Genomic DNA, 15,513 nt, shown 5'->3' on the forward strand with positions numbered 1-15,513 from the left:
ACACTTGTCAAAGTCCAAAGGCCAAAGGGAGAAGGACAATGACAGTCCCAAAGGTCAAAGCGCGAAGGTCCTTGGCCTTCTTCTCCCTTCTCCCTGCTCCTTCCGCCTTTGGGACTGTCCTTGTCCTTTTTCCCTTTACCCTTTGGACTTTGACGGTCTTGTGGGCACCATCACGCTCGCCATGAGGAGTCCCCCGGCGATCGCGACGGCCGTGAGGATCATCGTGAAGCCGGCGGTCACGCCGACGATGACGTTCTGGTCGAGCAGACTGGTAAGCGATCGGTAGCCGATGCTGCCGGGGAGCAGGAGCAGGAGCCCCGGCACGAGCGCCACCGATGCGGGGCCGTAGCCGCGTCTGTCGTACAGGTTCGCGAGCACGCCGACGACGAAGGCGCCGACCGAGGCGGCGATGGCCGGGGCGAACGAGAGCGCGGCGAGGCGCACCGTCGTGTAGCCGATCGCGCTCGACAGCCACAGCCACGGGAAGTCGCGCAGCCGCGCGCGCAGAAGGACGCCGAACGCCAGCGGTGCGACGCCGAGCGCGAGCGTGAGGCTCCATTCGGGCAGCCGTCGCGGCGCCAGCGAGCGCACCTCGCCGACGACCAGCTTGGCCACCTCGCCGCCGACGGCCACGCCGAACGCGATCGCGATGAAGACGAGGAACGCCCCGCTGAGTCGCGCGGTACCGGCGGCCAGGTGGCGGCGCGCCAGTTCCGTCATGGCCACCGTGACCGTGAGGCCGGGCAGCAATGCGACCACGCCGCCGAGCGTGGCCGTCGGGATCGACAGCCTGATGCCGCTCGTCGATGCCACGCAGTGGACGAGCAGCGACACGGCGAACGCCGCCACGAGCTCGAAGACGTGCGTGCCGTGCGGCAGCCTCCTTGACGCGAGCGAAATCGCACCGGTCAGCAGGCCCGCCACACCCGCGACAATGACTTCGTTGAGCCCCCCGGCCAGCACGCGACAGATCGCCGCCGATGACACGCCGTACGCCAGGATGCGCACGATCGGCTTCGAGATCGCGGGCATCGCCATGATCGCGTCGATGCGCGCCGATCCCTCGAGCACGCTGACCTGGCCGGCCTCGACCTCGCGCGCCACGGCATCGAGACGCGCGAGCTTGCCGAGGTCCACGTCGCCCGGATACACGCGAATGAGGTGCGTGCGCTGCCGTTCCTGCGCGCCGAACGCGGCGAAGATCGACGTCGGCGTGGTGAAGAAGGCGGCCTCGAGACCGAGCCGCTCGCACATCGCGAGGAGCGCGTGCTCGAGCGCGTCGGCAGACAGTCCGTACACGTGCAGCGCCCGACCCAGACGCAGCACGAACCCTACCGCTGCATCGTCTGTCACCGCCGGTGAAGTCGCCGTGTCGGTCATGGCTGCCGGGTGAACGCGCGGGCCGTCTCGATCGCGTCGCCCTCGACGATGTCGTCGATCGCGGAGGCATCGCCGACGATCGACCCGATGATCGTGTAGGCGAAGTCGAGGCGCGCGTTGTCGACGAGGTTGATGAAGATCTGGCCGTCGCCCGTGTCGGTACCGCGCGTGGAGATGCCGATGGTGCCGCGGACGTGGCTCAGGGTCGAGAACTCGTCGCGCGAGAATGCGTCAGCGCCTGCGTACTCGTTGGCCGACGGACTCCCGCCCTGCACGACGAAGCCGGGCTCCACGCGGTGGAACGTGAGGCCGTCCCACTGGCCTTCGCGCACCTGCGCGACAAAGCGCGCCACGGCTGCAGGAGCGTGAGTGCCATACAGGCGCAGCGTGAACGCGCGCCCGCCACGGAGACGCAGCGTGACTGTCGTCCTGTCGAGCGCATCGACGTCAGCGGCCGTCGGCACCGACACGCGCATCTCATGTGGCGGTCGCTGTGGTGGTCGTGCGCCGAGAAGCGTCGCCACGCGATCGACGACGAACGGATCGGCGTCCGCGAGATAGGGACGAAGCGTCGCGTCACGATCGGGATCGATCGCGGCAATCGCATCCACGAGCGCGACGCGCGGGTCGCGCGACGTCTCGCGATCCTGCGCGGTGATGCGTGCCAACGCTGCCCGCACCGCGGTCACCACCTTCGTCCCGCCCGTCGCGGACAGCATCGTCGCCGCTTCCAACACCAGCTGCCCGTCGTCGCTCGACAGCGCGGCGATTGCGGCCTCCGTCGCGCCAGGCAATCCGGCCTCGCGCCATGCGACGAGCGCCGCATGCCGCACATTGACGTGCGCGTCATCGGCCAGGCGCGTGATGACGTCGGCCTGCTTCGCGATCCCCGCAGCACGTGCCGCGTACATGCGCACCTGCCACGTCGCGTCGTCTGCCGCGCGCGCGATGAACTGCCGCGCGCGTGCGGCATCCGTCTTCGCGAGCGCGACGAGCGCATGCGCCCGCTCATGCCATTCGTCGCCGTGCCGAGTGTCCGGTTGCCGTTTGCCGGTTGCCGGTTGTCGACTGTCTTCGAATACACCGACTCCATTCAGACGTGTCGTACACGCGTCTGTGCACGCGTGCGCATCGCCGAGCGCGTCGATGGCGGCGAGTCGGATGTTGACGTGCGAGTCACCAAGCGCGGCTGTCGCGATCTCCGGCAGAGCGGCGCCGAAGCGCGACACGACGGCATGCCGCACGATGACGGCCGGATCATCGAGCAGCCGACCAACGGGCTGACTTGTCCGCCGAAGCCGGTTCGATCCATCTGGCGCCCCTGCCGCGCGCCGACTGTCCGGTTGCCGGTTGCCCGTTGCCGGTTGCCGGCGAGAGACCGCCATCACTCCCAGCCTTCTGACCTGCGCGTCTGGATCCGCCAGGGCGAGGTCGCCCTGCGCCGTCGACACGGCGTCGAGCGCGACGAGTCCGGAGACGGCAAGGCGCCTGATGCGCGCGCGCAGCAGATCCTCCCCGGCCCCACGCACGTCTGCCGGCGTGTACATCGACGCGAGCAGCGCCACGAGATCGGGCGCGTCGGCCTTGACGCGCGCGCTGCGCCGTGCGAGGGCCTCCGCACCCCGGGCGATGCCGAGGCCGACGAGAGCGGGCGGCCGGCCGTCCACGGCGAGTCGCGCGGCGAGGGACTGGAGCGCGCGCGCGGCCGAGGGGATGTCGGCGGCGTCGAACGGAAGACGGCCGTACTCCTCGGCGAGCGCCGCGCAGACGAGGATGTCGGTCTCGCGCGTCAATGCGTCGGCGAGCGCGCGCGATGCCGGCGCGAGTGCTGCGGGTTCGCCGGACCCGATGCTGGCGACGGCGAACGCGGCCTCGCGACGCACGTCCAGTGAGAGCGCGGTGAGTGCCGCGATCGCGAGCGGGAGGAACTCGGCGCGTCGGGTGCGGCCGATCGCGCGCAACGCGCGCACGCGGATGTCTGGAGCGTCGCTCGCGAGCGCCGCGTCGATCGTGGCGCGCTGTTCCGGCGTCGTGATGCGCGCGTTGTCGGCGCGCAGGATGGCCGTGTGCGGATCGGTGGATGTCGTCTGGGCCTGACTGCTCCCGAGCCCGGCCGCCATCGCCAGTGCCACGAGCAGTGCGCTACGGCGTGGCGGCGAAGGCATGACGGTCCTCGTCGGCCATGCGGTAACGGGCCGAGTATTCGAGCATCTGCGTCGCGAGGTCGAGCGGGTAGCTGACCGTGACGTCGACGATGGCGCCCGCGTCGTCGAGGACGGGGGTGAGGCGCGGCATGACCAAGCCGGTGTACGACGGCAGGTCGAGCCGATCCACGCGCGCGACGACTTCATCGCGCAGCGCCGGATCGAAGTGGATGCCGTACGCCTCGAAGAGCGCGACGGCCTCGTCGTACCGTCCTTCGGACTTGATGCGCTGCACGAGCGCGAGCATCCGTCCGACGCCTTCGTGGAACGCCTCGACGTCGACCACCACGTAGTACGTGCGCTCGTTGCGCGTGCGCCGTTCGATGGCGGAGGTGTGCGCCATCAGCCAGTGCACGATCGCCTGGCGATTGCGCATGTGGTCCTCTTCGAGGTGCGAGCCCTTGCGCACGCGGCGCAACTGCACGAGCGCGTTGCGTGCGTACGCCTCGAACTCGGCGCGCACCACGTCGGCATGGTGCTCGGCCTCGACGAGCCCCAGCTCCACCATCACGGGATCGGCCACGAAGTACAGCGCCACGAGATCGGACCGCGTTTCTTCGAGCGTCGAATACTGCTCGCGCAGCACGCTGTGCGGCGATCCGACGCCGGGCGCCATCCTGCCCGAGCCATGTCCGATCACTTCGTGCAGGCTCGTCGTCAGTTCACCGGCAAGCGCCTGCCAGCGACGCGATCGATCGCGCTCCTCCTCCGACCAGCAGAACTCCTCGCGCAGGCTTTCCGGCTGCGACTGCTCGTACGCGTGGGCGACGTTGGCCAGCGACACGGATTTGCTGCCGTACACCTCGCGGATCGCCTCGTCGTTCGGCAGGTTGATTCCGATGGCCGTCATCGGCCCCGCGTCGCCGCACTCCACGATCACGTCGATCGCGCGTGCCGACACGCCGACGACATCGGTGCGCCTGTACGCGACGTCGTACGGCATGTGCTCTTCGAACCATGCCGCGTGCGACGCGATGCGCCTGATGTCGGTCGTCTTCGCGCGGTTCTCGTGAAAGACGATGCCTTCCCAGGCGCCCTTGTGGCCGCGGGCGTCGAGATAGACCTCGATGAAACCGTTGATCGTGTCGATGGCCGAATCGGCGTCGGCCACCCACGCGATGTCGTATGCGCGCCGGTCTTCTTCCTCACCAGTCTCGTAGAAGCGGATGAGGGCGTCGAGCGCGGCGGCCGTTGCGCGCGGCGCCACGTCGCGCGCCGCGCGGAGGTGATGCACCACGCGCGCGAGGGTCGCACCATAGCGCCCGCCCACGCGGTAGACCTCTTCGCGAAGCTGGCCGTTGTCGTCCTTGACCAGGCGCGAATTCAGGACGTAGCGCTCGTCGAAGCCGTCGAGATCCGCCGATGCGACGTTGGCGTAGAGGTTGTTCGCGCTGGCGTCGAGGATGTCCTCGCCGGGGGCCGGGGTCTTGCTCGTGACCATCGGCCGATACGTCTCGTCCAGGAAATCGCGTTCGTCGAGCGGTCTGGCCCGGAGGGCCGACCCTGCCACCTCGAGGGCGTGGCGCCATTGGTCGGGCGTGATCTCCAGGACGAACTTGCGCGACGTGATGTGTTCGTACGGACCCGAGTTGATCCAGAACAGCTTCGTGTAGCGCGCGATGGCGTCGGCGACGTGGGCGGGAAGCGCATCGCGCTGCCGGTACAACGCCTCGATCGTGTCGCGCATCGCGAGCGCGTGCTCGTAGCGCTGGTCGTAGTAGATGTCACGTCCGGCGAGCGCGGCCTCGTACAGGTGCCACGCGAGCCGCTTGTCCTCGATCGCGAGATCGGCGAACGCGTCGACGTACAACTGCACGACGGCGGCCGGGCCAACGCGCTCGAGCAGGTACGTCCTGTTGCTCATGACCGTCCCTTCGCGCCGAGCGACACACGCTCGCGGTGCTGCGGGATGTGCACGGACCACCCGAGCTGTCCGCGGATCTCCGTGGCGAGCACTTCCATCGCGTCGAGCTCCCCGTGGACGAGGAACGTCTGCGCGGGCGGACGCGTGAAGCCGCGCAGCCATCGCAGGATCTCCTGCTGATCGGCGTGCGCAGACATCTGGTCGTTCTTCACGATTCGCGCGGCGACGGGCACTTGCTCGCCGTGGATGCGGACAGTCGTGGCGCCGTCGACCAGCGTCCTGCCGCGCGTGCCGGCGGCCTGGTAGCCGACGAACATGACGCTGTTGCGCGCGTCGGGGAGGATCTGCTTCAGGTGATGGAGCACGCGCCCGCCGGTCGCCATCCCGCTCGCCGAGATGATGATGCTCGGCGCGTCGGACCGCGTGAGCGCCTTGGACTCCTCGGCGTCGCGGATCACGTGCAGGCGGCGCACGTCGAACATCGGCCTGTGCGGGGCGTCGACCATGTCGGGATCGAGCTCCTGCGGCCGGTTCTCGTAGAACTCGAGCGCCTGTGCGGCCATCGGGCTGTCGACGTAGACGGGCACCGAGGGGATGCGACGGGCCTTCTCGAGCCGTTCGAGCCAGTACAGCACTTCCTCGACGCGGCCGATTGCGAACGAGGGGATGACGACGCGACCGCCGCGTTCGACTGTGTCGTTCACCACGCGCGCCAGTTCGGCGCCACCATCGTCGGCACCGTGCGTCCTGTTGCCGTAGGTGGATTCGAGCAGCAGGACGTCGGCCTCGGCAACGGGCGCCGGATCGGGCAGCACGGGGCGGTCGTAGCGTCCGAGATCGCCGCCGAACAGGATCGTCTTCGGGGCGTCGGCGAGCGTGACGCGCGCGAAGGCGGATCCGAGGAGGTGACCCGCACCGATGAACTCCAGCGTGACGCCCGGCGCAACGGGGACCGGTACGCCGTACGACACGGGCTGGAGGTGCATGAGGGCCTTGCGGGCCTCGTCTTCGGTGAAGAGCGGCAGCGCGGGATGGTGCTTCGAGTAGCCGTGCTTGTTGGCCTGGCGCGCGTCCTCTTCCTGGATGCGCCCGGCGTCGGGCAGGACGAGCGAACACAGCTCGCTCGTACCCGGCGTACAGAAGATGCGGCCGGTGTAACCGCTGGCGACCAGCTTCGGCAGCCAGCCGCAGTGATCGAGGTGTGCGTGGGTGAGGATGACCGCGTCGATGTCGGTGGCGGTCACGCCGAGCTCGTGCCAGTTGCGTTCGCGGAGGGCCTTCAGGCCCTGGAACATGCCGCAGTCGACGAGCACGCGACGGCCATCTGTCGTGCGCAGGAGGTGTCTGGAGCCGGTGACGGTGCGGGCGGCCCCGAGGAAGGTGATGTCGCTCATGTAAGGCAGTTCGAGGGCGAAAGTGCCCGTATTCTATACTTCGCGAGGAGGAGTGAGCAGTGATGCACGTTCGTATTGCGGGAGCGGTGGTCGGCCTGCTGGCCATGGCCGGCAGCGCGTCGGCAGACGTCAAGATGGTCACCCAGATGTCCGGCAGGATGATGGGCCGGAGCGTGTCCGGCGAAACCATCACGTACGTCAAGGGGAACAGGATGCGAACCGACCAGGTGATGGGCGGCGCGCAGCTCTCCACGATCATGAACGTGGATTCCGGTGAGTTGATCAGCATCAACCACAAGAACAAGGAAGCCGAGATCTGGAACGTCGTCCAGCTCTCGAAGACCATGAATGCCGCCGGCATCACGGCCGACGGCGTCGACGTCTCCATCACGCCGAACTCGCAGTCCAAGGAGATTGCGGGCTACAAGGCCACCGGCTACGACATGCGCGTGGCGGTGACCTCGGCGATGGGCGGCGTGCAGGGCATGACGATGACGGTGACGATCACAGGGCCGTCGTTCCTGTCCAGCGCCGCACCCGGTGCGCAGGACTACGCGGCGTTCTACGCGGCAGCAGCCGAGAGGGGCTTCTTCTTCGGCGATCCGCGCGCGGCCAAGGCGCAGCCCGGCAACGCGAAGGGCATGATGGAGCTCTATCGCGCGATGGCCGAGAAGGGCGTCCCGCTGGAGTCGCAGCAGACGGTCAAGCTGTCGGGCGACGGCCCGATGGCGGGCATCCTCGCCAAGACGGGTGGCAGCGAGATCACGAGCACCGTGAGCAGCATCTCCGATGCCCCGCTGGCCGACGACCTGTTCGCGGTGCCGGCGGGCTACAAGGTCAAGCGACAGCAGTAGGCGCGCCCTCCGACGTGACATCTTTCGCCGAGGCCCTGCGCGGGCCCTCGTCCGTCTACGCCGTCGAGCTCAGGCCGCCCCGCGCGGAGTTGAGCGCGGCGGCCGGGATGGACGCGTGGATCGACACCTACCACGCCGTCCGTCGCCTCGTGCGGCACGGCCATCACGTGTGCCTCACCGACAGCGCCGTCGGCGCGCAGGAAGAGGACAACCTGCGCCACCTCGTCCTCAATCTCGGAGACGATGTGCCGCGCGGGCACGTGGTGCCGTTCCTCACGTCGAAGCACACGCTGCAGTACTGCCTGACGTACGCCGATCGCGCGCACCTGCACGGGTTCCCGTCGCTGGTCGTCCTTGGCGGCGACAAGACGGTGGGGATCCCGCGCAGCGTCGAGCACGCATGGCAACTGCGCGCGGCGATTCGTCAGCGCCAGCCGTCGTTGCTGCTCGGCGGCTGGGCGAATCCGCATCGCCATCCCGAGCGCCAGGTGGACTTCCTCTCGGCGCCGGAGTTCACGGGTGAGTACTACCTGACGCAGGTGGCCACGCACCATCAGGTGGCCGACGTCGAGCGATTCCTGAACGAGGCCGCGCGCCGCGGCGTGACGATCCCCGGCGTGTTCGGCGTCTTCTACTACCGCAGCGCCCGCCGCCGCACGCTCGACATGCTCGCCGGGTTCATGCCCGTCCCTGTCGACGCCCTCGTCGAGGAGTTCGCCGGCGGCGCCACCCCCGAAGCCGTCTGCGCCCGCACCATCCGCACCCTCCTCGCCGCCGGCGTGCAGCACTTCTACATCAGCAACCTTCCACTTACGGATACAGACACGGTACTGCACCGCATACTGGACCTCAGTCAAAGTCCAAAGGGCAAAGGGTAACGGACAAGGACAGTCACAAAGGGCAAAGGGCAAAGGATCAAAGGGCAAGACGCAAGAGCCAAAGTGGTCGCTACCCCTTCGCGCGGAGGCCTTTGCCGTCCTCCTTCCTCCTTGCCGCTTCCGCCTTTTTCGCTGCCCTTGTCCGTTACCCTTTGGACTTTTGACTTGTCACCAATCGACCACCGACCCGTCTTCTTCGTCGTAGGTCTCCGGGTTGCGCCAGTCGTGGCCGATCTTGTCCTTCATCTGCTCCTTGTCCAGCTCGATGCCGAGTCCAGGCCCTCTGGGCAGGTCGACGTAACCGTTCTTCACGACGAACGGCGTCTTCAGGTAGCCCTCGCCGAGGCTCACCTGCTCCTGGCACGTGAAGTTGGGAATCGCTGCGGCGAGCTGGACGCCGGCCGCGAGCGAGATCGGGCCGAGCGGGTTGTGTGGTGCGATCGATGCGTAGTGGGCCTCGGCCATCCCGGCGATCAGCCGGCACTCGGTGATGCCGCCCGCGTGACAGAGATCGGGCTGCAGGATGACGGCGGCCTGCTTCTCAAGGATCTCGCGGAAGCCCCACTTGGTGAAGATGCGCTCGCCGGTGGCGATCGGCAGGTGCGTTCCGCGGGCGATGTCGACCATCGCGTCGAGGTACTGGCAGTTGACCGGCTCCTCGACGAACATCGGGCTGTATGGCTCGATCGCCTTGATGAGGAGTTTTGCCGTGGCGGGGCTGATGGCGCCATGGAAGTCGATGCCGATGTCGCAGTCGTCGCCGACCACCGCGCGCAGCTCGGCGAAGTTGTCGGCCGACTTCTTCACGAAGTCCGGCGTCTCGACGTAGCGCGACCAGCCGCGTCCGGATGGGCCGCGTCGGCTCAGGTACGGACCCGTCTTGAACGCGGTGAAGCCCTGCGCCTTCTGTTGCTTCACGGCGTCGATGGTGCGGGCGTGCGCGTAGACGCGGACGCGATCGCGGGTCGGACCGCCGAGTAACTCGTACACGGGCACGCCGAGCGCCTTGCCCTTGATGTCCCAGAGCGCCATGTCGATGCCCGACAGCGCGCTCGTCAGGATCGGGCCGCCACGGTAGAAGGCATGCCGGTAGATCGCCTGCCAGTGATGCACGACGCGACGGGCGTCCTTGCCGATGAGATACGGCTCGATCTCCTTGACCGCCGCCGCACAGGTCAGCGCCCGCCCCTCGGTGAGCGGCTCGCCCAGTCCGACGATGCCCTCGTCTGTGTGAACCTCGAGGAACAGCCACCGCGGCTTGACCAGATACGTCTCGAGTCTCGTGATGCGGATGCTGCCCTCGAGCGGTTCCTCCACGGATTCTGTGGGCGGCGGTGTGGCGGGATACGGATCCGACGTCCGGGGTCGGGTCTGACCATCAGCCAGCGCCGGAGCGGCGACAGCCGCCGCCCCCATGGCCCCGAACACGTCACGCAGAAACGAGCGGCGATCAGACATGGTGACTCCTGTCAAAGTCCAAAGTCCAAAGGGTAACGGACAAGGGCAGCGAAAAAGGCGGAAGCGGCAAGAAGGAAGGTGAACGGCAAAGGCCTCCGCGCGCAAGGCTGACGGCCTCTTCGCTTTCGCGTCTTGCCCTTTGATCCTTTGCGCTTTGACCTTTGTGACTGTCCTTGTCCGTTACCCTTTGCCCTTTGGACTTTTCACAGGCAGTTCCCACAACTCAGCGCTGCCTGTGACCCGTGTTGCTCCGGAGGCGCTGAGCCATCTGCGGAGGGCGTCTGGCTGGGCCGTTGTTGGCCAGGCGTCGGGGTGGATGACCATGTGGGTCACGCCTCTTTCGCGCAGGGCGTCCATCGTCGCGTCGGCGTCGGACGGGTTGGCCGTGCCGGCGGCGAGACGGTCGGGGAACTCGCGCAGGCGCATGTCGAAGGCGAGGAAGCCGGGCGGCATGTCGCCGCTGTAGCCGTTCACGCGCGCGCGCCAGTGGCCGATCGAGAGGTATTGCCACCACACTTCGTACGGCAGCGATCCGAACGGCAGATCGATCAGGACGGCATCGGCAGGGAGCGCGGCGATCGCTCGTGCGAGTGGATGCTCGGCGGGTCGCGGCGGGAGCACCGCGGCGATCGGCCGGAGTGGCGCGGCGTCGATGCGCGTGTTGATCGGGATCGGGGCCGGCCAGCTCTCCGCCATGAACGCCACTGCCAGCACGCCCGTCGCGAGTGCGCCGTGCCGGCGGCGCATCAGGGCGTGGGCGGCGAGTCCGCCGATCACGGCGAGCGCGAGTGCGGTCACCATCGCGATGCGTGGCGGCACGCGCAGGCCGTCGGCGCCGGGGACGTACGCGTACACGAACGCGTAGAGCGACGGCCAGTGACGCGCCACGCGCCCGCCGATGTGCACGATCGGACCGAACGAGAGCCACACCGTCGCCGCGGCCAGCGCGATCATGAGGAACAGCGGCTGCTGCGGGTCGTCTCGTGCGACGCCGCGCGCCCGCGGCGAGGCCGCGAGGAGCACGCCCAGCGACAGCGCTAACCCGACGATGAGCCGCGTGCCATCCGTGATGCTGATCGTGATCGGCCCCACGTAGACGCGCTGCTGACCGGCAAAGAGCGCCAACGCGATCGCGACGACGTGCCCGGCGGCGAGCAGCGCGGCGACGACGGCCACGCTGCGCCGCACACGTCGGGCCCCGGGCTTCCGCGGACTGGAGGCCAGGGGCTTCAGCCCCTGGCTCACGACGACGCCAGGCGATGGCAGCGCCATGCGTCTGTCGCGGATCGCGAGAAGCGCGGCGATCGCCACAAGCAGCACCGGCACCGCGCCCGGAAACAGATCCCCCTCCGGCCGGACCATCGTCTGGAGACGCGTGCCCCAGAGCCGGAGCTGGCCGTTGGCGGTGAGCCAGGCGTACGTGTCGGCGCTGTACTCCACCACGGCGGCGAGCGGGCGCGAGGGTTGTCCGAGGCGACGCACCTGCACGTAGGGGTAGAGGAACGGGAGCGTGAGTCCGACGCCTACCGCGGCGGCGATCGCCGGGCCGAGCCATGCGCGCGCGTCGCGCAGGCGATGGCGCAGCCACGCCTGCGCCGCGACGTACGGCGGCAGCCAGAGCGCGGCGTACACGAGGAAGTACCCGTTGGAGAGGTTCTGCGCCGCCAGGGCGAGACCGGCGAGCACGGCGTGGCACCAGCGGCCCCGCTCCCACCACTCGTGCAATCCCCACAGCACGAACGGGAACCACTGCGACGAGAGGACCTGCAGGTGTGGCCCCTGGTTCACGCGATACAGCGCGAATCCGTAGAGCAGTCCCGCGACGATTGCCGCCCGGCCATTGCGCGTGAGGCTGCGCACGAGCAGATACGCGCCGAGTGCAGACAGGACGAACGTCGAGAGGAACAGCAGGTTATAGGTCAGCAGAATGTTACCTGTCAGCGCGTACACGGGCGCGCCCTGCACGGCCTGCGCCACGAGCAGTTCCGACTGGCCGAGCGCGTACGGCGACGGATGGAAGATGTTGGCGTGCCACCAGTCCGACAGCGCCGCGACGTCGCCGTGCAGCACGCGGCCCGCCTGGTGGAAGTGCCACGCGAGGATCCACGCGTTGAGGAGCGGATCGCCGAAGTCCCACGGGACGTCGCGCGTCAGCCCCGTCGCGAGGGGCCACGTCCACGCGACCGTGACGAGGACGAAGAGGAGCGCGGCGCCGAGCGGGCCGGGGCCTGTCGCGCGGGTGACGCCTGTGCCCCCCGCGCGCGTCACGCGGTGCGGCCGGCCAGGAACTCGCCCGTGTACTCGGCCACCAGGTCGTAGATGCGATGGAGTTCGGCGGGTTGCGCCAGGAACACCACACGGAACGCGCCGATCGCGGGGTCGGTGCCGAAGCCGGATCCGAACACCGTGAGCACGCCCGTGGCGCGCAGCAGGCCGAGCACGTAGTCCTGGTCGGTCCTGCCCGGTGGCAGTGCCACCTGCGGCATCGCGTAGAACGCCCCTTCCGGACGCACGCACGTCATGCCTGGGATCGCGTTGAGCCGTTCGGTGGTGATGTCGGCCCGCTCGCGGAGACCGTCGCGCAGCGCCACCTGGAACGTCCTGTCGCCGCGCAGGGCCGCCGTCACGCCGTACTGCATGGGGCCCGGACTGCACAGCCGGCCGTCTGCGAGCTTGCGCAGGCCGGCGAGCAACGGATCGAGGCGGGCGGTGCGTCCCACGGCCATCCACCCCGCGCGCCAGCCTGGTGCCAGGTACGCCTTGGACAGCGAGGAGTAGGAGATGACGGCCGCGTCCGGATCGATGAGGCCGATCGGCGGCACGGGCCCGTCGTACGCGAGATCGCCGTAGACCTCGTCGGCGATGAACAACAGGCCGTGGCGTTCGGAGAACTCCACCAGCGCCCGTCGCACGTCGTACGGATAGACGGCGCCCGTGGGGTTGTTGGGATCGATGACGACGAGCGCGCGGGTGCGCGGGGTGACGAGCGTGGCGAGGTGATCGAGGTCTGGCAGCCAGCTGCGCGACGGGTCGGTGCGGTAGTACCGTTCCACGGCACCGAGCTTGGCGATCACGGCCGTGTACAGGGGATATGTCGGCGTGGGGACGAGCACCTCGTCGCCCGGGTTGAGCAGTGCGGTGAGGGTGAGCTCGATGCCTTCCGACGTGCCCGAGGTGATGAGCACGCGATCGGGATCGACGTCGAGGCCCCGGCGCGTGAAGTCATCGGCCACCGCGACGCGCGCCTCGGCGATGCCCGGCGAGGGCGTGTAGCCGTTGTGCTGGTCGCGCATGGCCCTCGCGACGGCCTCGACCAGGTGCGGCGGCGTCTCGAACCCGAAGGGGATCGGGTCGCCGATGTTCAGGTACGCCACCTTCCGCCCGGTCGCCTCCACCTTCCTGGCCTCGACCACGATGTTACGGATCGCGTAGCTGAACCCGTTGACGCGGTCAGCGACAGGCAGGGGCGTGCTCGTGTGCGCCATCGCTGGATTGTAGAGCCCCACCCGTCCTCCTCGCCACGAGCACGTGTAGGGAAGAGGTTCGTCGGCCCGTGCGGGGTGGCCCCGTCCGACGCCACTCGCGCCCGGGCAGGATTCCCGTGGCGATGCTGGCCCTACAGCTTCCGGCTGAGTTGGACGACAAAGAGAGGAAGTCCCGGGTCTACCCGCGATCCGCGTAAGTCCTACACGGTTGGGGCGGTATTTACACGATTTCGCTCATCAGTAGGGTCCGGTTCGGGTGGAAATGGCCGAAAATGAGTGTTCTGGACAGGACAACCGGGCTGGCAGGGATCTTGATGAAGGGAAGGTCGTGATGCGGAGGTCGTGGGTGGTGGCCGGTCTCGTGGGTGCATTCGCCGTGTTGTCGGCGGGGGTACCGGTGCACGGACACGGGCAGGACCCGGTGCCGACGTTCCGCAGCGGCGTGAGCCTGGTCTCGGTCAACGCCGTCGTGAAGGACCGCAAGGGCCGGCCCGTGCGCAACCTCACGCGCGACGACTTCCAGATCCTCGAGAACGGCACGACCCGGCCGATCGTCGACTTCGGGGTCTCCGATCAGGGTCCCGTCTCGTTCGGCGTCCTGATCGATCAGAGCGGCAGCATGAAGCTGTCCAACAACCTCGACTCGGCCCGTGAGGTCATCCGCCACCTGCTGGCGTGGTTCGACCCGGGCAAGGACGAGGTCGCGCTCTTCGCGTTCGACAAGGCGCTCCACGAAGTGCAGCCCTTCACGACGAGCAGCGCCGAGATCGCCGACGCACTTCCGAAACTCTCCGCTTACGGGACGACCGCGTTGTACGACGCGATCGCGCGGACGGCGGAGCGGCTGGAGACGCGGCCGTCCCCCCGCCGCGCCGTCATCGTCGTCACGGACGGCATCGACACGGCGAGCAACCTGTCGATAGCCGACGTGTCCGGGATTGCGAGCGCGATCGACGTGCCGGTGTACGTGGTGGTGGTCACGACGCCGACCAACCATCCGATGCGCGGCATCGCCATCAGGAACGCCGGCGAGCCGATCACGACGCCGCTCGGGAACCTGTCGGCCTGGACCGGCGGAGACATGCTCATCACGTCCACGCCCGCCGAGACGAGTCTCGCGGCGCGCCGCCTCGTCGTCGAGTTGCGGCACCAGTATCTGTTGGCCTTCGAGTCGTCCACGCGCGCGGGATGGCACCGGGTAGCGGTGCGCACTCGTAATCCCGAACTGCTCGTTCGGGCGCGCTCCGGGTATTTCGCCCAGCCGTCATCCAACGGCGATTGATTGTCACTTGTTCATTCGGGAGGAGTCACACCATGTTCCAGCGTGCCCTGATTGCCCTGACCGTCGGCGCGTTCGCCATCACCGGTTCGGCATGCGCCACCAAGAAGTACGTCAACACGCGGGTCGGAGAAGTCGACGGCAAGGTCACCACGCTGTCGGGTGACGTCGAGCGCAACCAGCAGCGCATCAACGAGGTCGACGCCAAGGCCGGCGCAGCGGGCGACGCGGCTCGCGCGGCCGACGCCAGGGCCGGTGCCGCGGGTGAAGCGGCCGGTGCCGCACGCGCCTCGGCCGACGCCGCGGGTGCCAAGGCCGACGCCCTCGACAAGGCCGGCCGTCGCCTCGTGTACGAGGTCGTGCTGAGCGAAGCCAAGGGCGGTTTCAAGTTCGGCGGCGCACAACTGCCAGACGATGCCAAGGCCGCGCTCGACAAGGTGATCACGGACCTGCAGGCCGATCCCAAGGCCGTGTTCTTCGAGATCGAGGGGCACACCGACAGCGTCGGCTCCACCAGGGCCAACGAAGCGCTCGGCCTGAAGCGCGCCGAGGCGGTGAAGCGCTACCTGTACGAGACGCACCAGGTGCCACTGCACAAGATCAACGTGATCTCGTACGGCGAGGACAAGCCGGTGGGCAACAACAAGACCAAGGCCGGCCGTGCCGAGAACCGCCGCGTCGTCCTGCGCATGTTGTCGTAGCACGAAGACAAACGGG

Annotated in this window: 11 protein-coding genes; 4 read left to right on the forward strand and 7 right to left on the reverse strand. The window is 68.5% G+C overall.

Going from position 1 to position 15,513, the window contains the following annotated elements; translation table 11 throughout:
* Positions 1 to 135: 135 nt before the first annotated feature.
* From IT182_10450 to IT182_10465, 4 genes are read right to left on the reverse strand one after another with little or no spacing between them, the layout of a single operon-like run.
* Positions 136 to 1,380, reverse strand: coding sequence for a threonine/serine exporter family protein (locus tag IT182_10450; GenBank protein ID MCC6163752.1), 1,245 nt, complete (start codon positions 1,378 to 1,380; stop codon positions 136 to 138).
* The gene (locus IT182_10455; GenBank protein MCC6163753.1) at positions 1,377 to 3,545 is read right to left on the reverse strand and encodes a peptidylprolyl isomerase; all 2,169 of its coding nucleotides are present in this window, start codon (positions 3,543 to 3,545) and stop codon (positions 1,377 to 1,379) included. Before IT182_10455 ends, IT182_10450 begins: the two co-directional genes overlap by 4 nt.
* Positions 3,523 to 5,448: a peptidase M49 gene (locus IT182_10460; protein MCC6163754.1), complete on the reverse strand. Its 1,926-nt coding sequence runs from the start codon at positions 5,446 to 5,448 to the stop codon at positions 3,523 to 3,525. Before IT182_10460 ends, IT182_10455 begins: the two co-directional genes overlap by 23 nt.
* A complete protein-coding gene (locus tag IT182_10465) occupies positions 5,445 to 6,842 on the reverse strand; it encodes an MBL fold metallo-hydrolase (protein MCC6163755.1) in 1,398 nt (465 codons plus the stop codon). Before IT182_10465 ends, IT182_10460 begins: the two co-directional genes overlap by 4 nt.
* A 62-nt stretch (positions 6,843 to 6,904) precedes the next feature.
* Here IT182_10465 and IT182_10470 point away from each other — a divergent pair, with 62 nt between their 5' ends.
* Complete coding sequence (locus tag IT182_10470) at positions 6,905 to 7,696, forward strand: hypothetical protein (GenBank protein ID MCC6163756.1); 792 nt, start codon at positions 6,905 to 6,907, stop codon at positions 7,694 to 7,696.
* Between the two features lie 14 nt (positions 7,697 to 7,710).
* The gene (locus tag IT182_10475) at positions 7,711 to 8,574 is read left to right on the forward strand and encodes a hypothetical protein (GenBank protein MCC6163757.1); all 864 of its coding nucleotides are present in this window, start codon (positions 7,711 to 7,713) and stop codon (positions 8,572 to 8,574) included.
* A 168-nt stretch (positions 8,575 to 8,742) separates the two neighbouring features.
* Here IT182_10475 and dgoD read toward each other — a convergent pair whose 3' ends face one another.
* From dgoD to IT182_10490, 3 genes are all read right to left on the reverse strand, one after another.
* Positions 8,743 to 9,990, reverse strand: a complete 1,248-nt coding sequence (gene dgoD / locus IT182_10480; protein MCC6163758.1) for a galactonate dehydratase — start codon at positions 9,988 to 9,990, stop codon at positions 8,743 to 8,745.
* Positions 9,991 to 10,212: 222 nt separating this feature from the next.
* A complete protein-coding gene (locus tag IT182_10485) occupies positions 10,213 to 12,300 on the reverse strand; it encodes a hypothetical protein (GenBank protein MCC6163759.1) in 2,088 nt (695 codons plus the stop codon).
* Entirely contained in the window at positions 12,297 to 13,517 is a 1,221-nt protein-coding gene (locus IT182_10490) for an aminotransferase class I/II-fold pyridoxal phosphate-dependent enzyme (GenBank protein MCC6163760.1), read from the reverse strand. The genes IT182_10485 and IT182_10490 overlap by 4 nt, the downstream gene beginning before the upstream one ends.
* 331 nt (positions 13,518 to 13,848) lie before the next feature.
* Here IT182_10490 and IT182_10495 point away from each other — a divergent pair, with 331 nt between their 5' ends.
* Positions 13,849 to 14,799, forward strand: a complete 951-nt coding sequence (locus IT182_10495) for a VWA domain-containing protein (GenBank protein ID MCC6163761.1) — start codon at positions 13,849 to 13,851, stop codon at positions 14,797 to 14,799.
* 32 nt (positions 14,800 to 14,831) lie between these two features.
* Positions 14,832 to 15,497: an OmpA family protein gene (locus tag IT182_10500; protein ID MCC6163762.1), complete on the forward strand. Its 666-nt coding sequence runs from the start codon at positions 14,832 to 14,834 to the stop codon at positions 15,495 to 15,497.
* Positions 15,498 to 15,513: the final 16 nt, after the last annotated feature.

It is taken from the genome of Acidobacteriota bacterium (assembly GCA_020845575.1).
Taxonomy (GTDB): domain Bacteria; phylum Acidobacteriota; class Vicinamibacteria; order Vicinamibacterales; family Vicinamibacteraceae; genus Luteitalea.

Coding starts and splice junctions, on each gene's coding strand:
- IT182_10450 (MCC6163752.1), bottom strand. CDS start 1,380: ATGACCGACACGGCGACTTCACCGGCGGTGACAGACGATGCAGCGGTA.
- IT182_10455 (MCC6163753.1), bottom strand. CDS start 3,545: ATGCCTTCGCCGCCACGCCGTAGCGCACTGCTCGTGGCACTGGCGATG.
- IT182_10460 (MCC6163754.1), bottom strand. CDS start 5,448: ATGAGCAACAGGACGTACCTGCTCGAGCGCGTTGGCCCGGCCGCCGTC.
- IT182_10465 (MCC6163755.1), bottom strand. CDS start 6,842: ATGAGCGACATCACCTTCCTCGGGGCCGCCCGCACCGTCACCGGCTCC.
- IT182_10470 (MCC6163756.1), top strand. CDS start 6,905: ATGCACGTTCGTATTGCGGGAGCGGTGGTCGGCCTGCTGGCCATGGCC.
- dgoD (MCC6163758.1), bottom strand. CDS start 9,990: ATGGGGGCGGCGGCTGTCGCCGCTCCGGCGCTGGCTGATGGTCAGACC.
- IT182_10490 (MCC6163760.1), bottom strand. CDS start 13,517: ATGGCGCACACGAGCACGCCCCTGCCTGTCGCTGACCGCGTCAACGGG.
- IT182_10495 (MCC6163761.1), top strand. CDS start 13,849: ATGCGGAGGTCGTGGGTGGTGGCCGGTCTCGTGGGTGCATTCGCCGTG.
- IT182_10500 (MCC6163762.1), top strand. CDS start 14,832: ATGTTCCAGCGTGCCCTGATTGCCCTGACCGTCGGCGCGTTCGCCATC.